The sequence below is a fragment of the Oscillibacter sp. CU971 genome, assembly GCF_905219725.1.
In the GTDB taxonomy this organism is placed as follows: domain Bacteria; phylum Bacillota; class Clostridia; order Oscillospirales; family Oscillospiraceae; genus Oscillibacter.
The window spans coordinates 1-3,960 of the sequence record NZ_CAJMXG010000244.1 but is presented as its reverse complement, the minus strand read 5'-3'; the positions used below and the strand labels follow the sequence as shown (position 1 = coordinate 3,960).

The following is a 3,960-nucleotide window of genomic DNA, read 5'->3' as shown; positions in this document are numbered from 1 at the left end:
TCACCCCTTACTCCCTATTTTATCATCTTTACATGAAAAAGTCTGCCGGTAGGCAGACTTTTTCGACAAGCTGACGGGTATGTCCAGATTTGGACATACCCGTTTCCCCTAAGAGAAAAGAAGTATAGACNAGGAGGACGTTTAGAAGCACTTGCGGTAGATGGCTTCCTCGCTCTCCAGGTCGAAGGGATAGTAGGCGTTGGTCATCAGGCGCTGCTGGTTGGCCTCCACGCTCTGGGGGAACTTCTTGAAGTCCTCCTCCGTGAAGCCGCAGTCCCGCAGGGGACGCAGGGGCAGGATGCGCTGGAGCAGGGCGTTCATCTCGGGGATGGCATTCTTGGACTCGCAGCCGAGAATACGGGCCACCAGCTCCTTGAAGCGCATGATCTCGCCGTCGNGANTCTTCTCATCATAGTAGTCCATGATGGCTCCGAACAGCATATAGTTGCTCTCGCCATGGGCCACGTGATAGGTGCCGCCCAGGGGGAAGCTCATGCCGTGGACAGGGCCGCAGCCGGCCTTCAGGAAGGCGATGCCCGCGTAGAAACTGGCGGTGACGAACTGGTCCAGATACTCGAACCGGGCGTCCTGGCCNTTCTCGTCGATGAGCTTGAAGCCCTTCAGAATCATGTCCATGGCCTTCTCAGAGAAGAGCTCAGAGGTCATGGTCTTGCGGTGGGGGCTCAGGAAGGACTCGGTGGCGTGGACCAGGGCGTCGATGGCGGAGCAGGCGAAGGGCTTGTAGGGCAGGGTCTTGATGAGGTCGGGAATCAGGCACACCTTGTTGGGGATGATGTCGTCGGACACCAGGCCCAGCTTGGTCTCGCCGCCGGTGAGGACCCCGTCCTTCTCGTCCTTGACAATCGCCACAGAGATGTTCGTGCACTCGGAGCCCATGCCGCAGGTGGTCGGAATGGCAATGACGTCCTTCTCATGCTGGACGGGGAAGCGCTTGAAATACAAGTTGTGCACCGTGTCGGGCCGCTTGCAGCCCAGCAGCTTGCACAGGTCCATGATGGCGCCGCCGCCCACCGCGATAACCCGGTCATAGCNCGCGTAGGGGATGGCGTCGTACATGGTCTGGATCATGGCCTCGGGGGGCTCGCCCGCGCCGAACTTCTCCTGGAAGACGAACTGGCACTTGAGGCCCAGCTCCTTCATGAAGGGGGTGTAGATGAACTCGTTGGTCAGCACCACGTCCCGCTCGTTCAGCTTGAACTCCTCCGCCATGGCGGCGAAGGTATCGAACTTGTACACGGTGGGGGCAAAGATGATCTCGCGCTTATCAGCCATCAGGGAGGCGGAAAAAGCGTCCATTTTCTGAGCCATAGGTAATCAGTCTCCTTGTCTTATTTTTGCGGGCCCCGGCATCTGCCGGGGCCCTGTTTGGTTTATCTGCGGACCTTCGNCGCGTGGACNCNGGTTCCATGGCAGGCGTGGGCCGCTTCCATAACCACCTCGCTCACCGTCGGGTGGGGATGGACAGTGCGGCCAATCTCGGAGATCGTCCCCTCGCACTCCATGACGGCGGCCACTTCCGCCGCCAGGTCCGTGGCCCTGGGTCCGATAACGTGGAAGCCCAGGATTTCCTCCGTGGCCTTGTCAAAGACGAATTTGACGAGGCCCTTGTTCTCTCCCATGGTCAGGGCCTTGCCGTTGCCGGAGAGATTGAATTTCCCGACGCCGATCTCCCGGCCCGTGGCCCGGGCCTGCTCCTCCGTGAGGCCCACCATGGCCGTCTCCGGGTTACAGTAGACGCAGGAGGGGATGCGGTTCAGGTTCAGCTGCTTGCAGGGCTTTCCAGCGATGTGGTCGGCGACCATCGTGCCTTNGGCTGTGGCCACGTGGGCCAGCTGCATCTTGCCGTTGATGTCGCCGATGGCGTAGACCCCGGGGACGTTGGTCCGGCAGAGACCGTCCACCTCCACGAAGTCCTTCCGGTCCATCTTCACGCCGATGGTATCCAGGCCCACGCCCTTGGTGTTGGGGGCTCGGCCTCCGGCCATGAGGACCACGTCGCCCTCCGCCGTACCCTTGGCCCCGTCCTTGACGGAGGCGTAGTTGACCTTCAGGCCCGGCTCAATGGACTCCACCTTCACGCCCAGGACCAGCTCCACGCCGTTCTTTTTCAGCTCGGCCTCCACGAAGTCCGTCATGTCCTTGTCCAGGGGGCCCAGGACCCGGTCCAGCATCTCGACAATGGTGACCTTCACGCCCAGGCGGTAGTAGAACGTCGCGAACTCAATGCCGATGACGCCGCCGCCCACAATGATGATGTGTTTCGGGCAGGTGGTCATATCCAGCAATCCTGTGGAATCCACCACGCCGGGGAGGTCCACGCCGGGAATGGGAATCCGGGCGGGGTTGGAGCCGGTGGCAACAATCAGGTGCTTGCACTCCAGGGTCTCGCCGCCCGCCAGAGCCACGGTGGTCCGGGAGGTGATCGTGGCCCGGTCCTTGAACACGGTGACGCCGTGGCTCTTCTCCAGGGCGGCGATGCCGCTGCTGAGCTGCTTGGAGACGGCGTTTTTCCGCTCGATGATTTTGGCGTAGTCAAAGGTCACATCCCCGGCGGTGACGCCGAAGGCCCCCCCGTTTTTCGCTTCATAGTACACGTCGGCGGAGTGAAGCAGGGTTTTTGTAGGGATGCACCCCCGGTTCAGGCAGGTGCCGCCCAGTTCAGCTTCCTCTACCAAGGCGGCTTTCAAGCCGTTCTGGGCCAGGCGGATGGCACAGGCGTAGCCTCCAGGTCCTCCGCCCACAACANCCGCGTCAAATTTCTGCATACGGTAACCCTCCCTTAAATCAGCAAAACCGGGTTTTGCAGATAGTTCTTTACCTTCTGGAGGAACTTCGCCGCCTCGGCTCCGTCAATGATGCGGTGGTCATAGCTCAGGCNCAGGGCGCACATGGATTTAATCACGATTTCGTCCTCGCCCTCAGCGTTGGTCACCACCACCGGGGTTTTGGCGATCTTGCCCACGGCCAGAATGGCGGACTCCGGCGGGTTGATGATAGCCACAAAGTCGTCCAGGTCGAACATGCCGAGAGAGGACACCNTGAAGGTGCCGCCGTGGTAGTCCGCGTCCGTCAGCTTGCCGTCCCGGGCCTTTTCAATCAGCTCGGCGGACTTCGCCGCNNTGCCGGTGAGGCCGATGATATCCGCGTCCTTGATGACCGGGACGATGAGCCCGCCGGGGACGGAGACGGCGGTGCCCACGTTCACATAGTCGTGGTATAGGATATCATTCCCCTCCACGGAGGCGTTGACAATGGGCATATCCATCAGGGCCTTGGCGCAGGCCCGGACGATGATATCATTATAGGAGACCTTAATTCCCAGATCCTTGTACTGCTTGCGCAGGGCAATGGCGGCGGTCATGTCCACTTTGATGCGGTGGTTAGTCTGGGCGTTGGTTTCCTTGCTGGCCAGCATGTTCCGGGAGATAGCCTTGCGCATGCCGGACATCTTCTCCGTATGAGTGACCCGGGACTGCTGAACAGGGGCGGGAGCCTCCTGGGCCGCGGACGCGGCGGGGATCGCCGCCGCGTCCGCGCCGGGCAGGTCGGCGGCGGTGATTTTCCCATTGGGGCCGGTGCCGGCGACGCCGCCCAGGTCCACGCCCTGAGCCCTGGCAATGTTTGCCGCCAGGGGCGTCACGGCGGGCTTGTTCGCCATGTAGGCGTTTACATCCCGCTCAATCACCAGCCCGTCGGGGCCGGAGCCGGGGACGGCGGCGATATCCACGCCGTTTTCCTCCGCCCGGAGCCGGGCCCGGGGAGATGAGAACACCCGCTCGCCAGGAGCCCGCTCCACGGCGGGAGCGGCGGGAGCTTCGACGGCGGCGGCGGGAGCCACCTCAGCAGGGGCGGTCGCGGCGGCGGGGGCCGCGTCACCGCCCAGAAGGGCGGGGATGTCCTCACCGGGCTCGCCCAGAACGGCGATGGGCTGGGTGATGG

Annotated in this window: 3 protein-coding genes; all 3 read right to left on the bottom strand. The window is 62.5% G+C overall.

Features of this window, described 5'->3' with window-relative positions; genetic code table 11:
• Positions 1 to 141: 141 nt before the first annotated feature.
• On the bottom strand, positions 142 to 1,329 hold the full coding sequence (locus JX325_RS13315; RefSeq protein WP_204791588.1) for a 4-hydroxybutyrate dehydrogenase: 1,188 nt from the start codon (positions 1,327 to 1,329) through the stop codon (positions 142 to 144).
• 62 nt (positions 1,330 to 1,391) lie between these two features.
• Entirely contained in the window at positions 1,392 to 2,786 is a 1,395-nt protein-coding gene (gene lpdA, locus JX325_RS13310; protein ID WP_204791587.1) for a dihydrolipoyl dehydrogenase, read from the bottom strand.
• Between the two features lie 14 nt (positions 2,787 to 2,800).
• A partial coding sequence (locus tag JX325_RS13305) for a dihydrolipoamide acetyltransferase family protein (RefSeq protein ID WP_204791586.1) occupies positions 2,801 to 3,960 on the bottom strand: 1,160 nt, incomplete at its 5' end.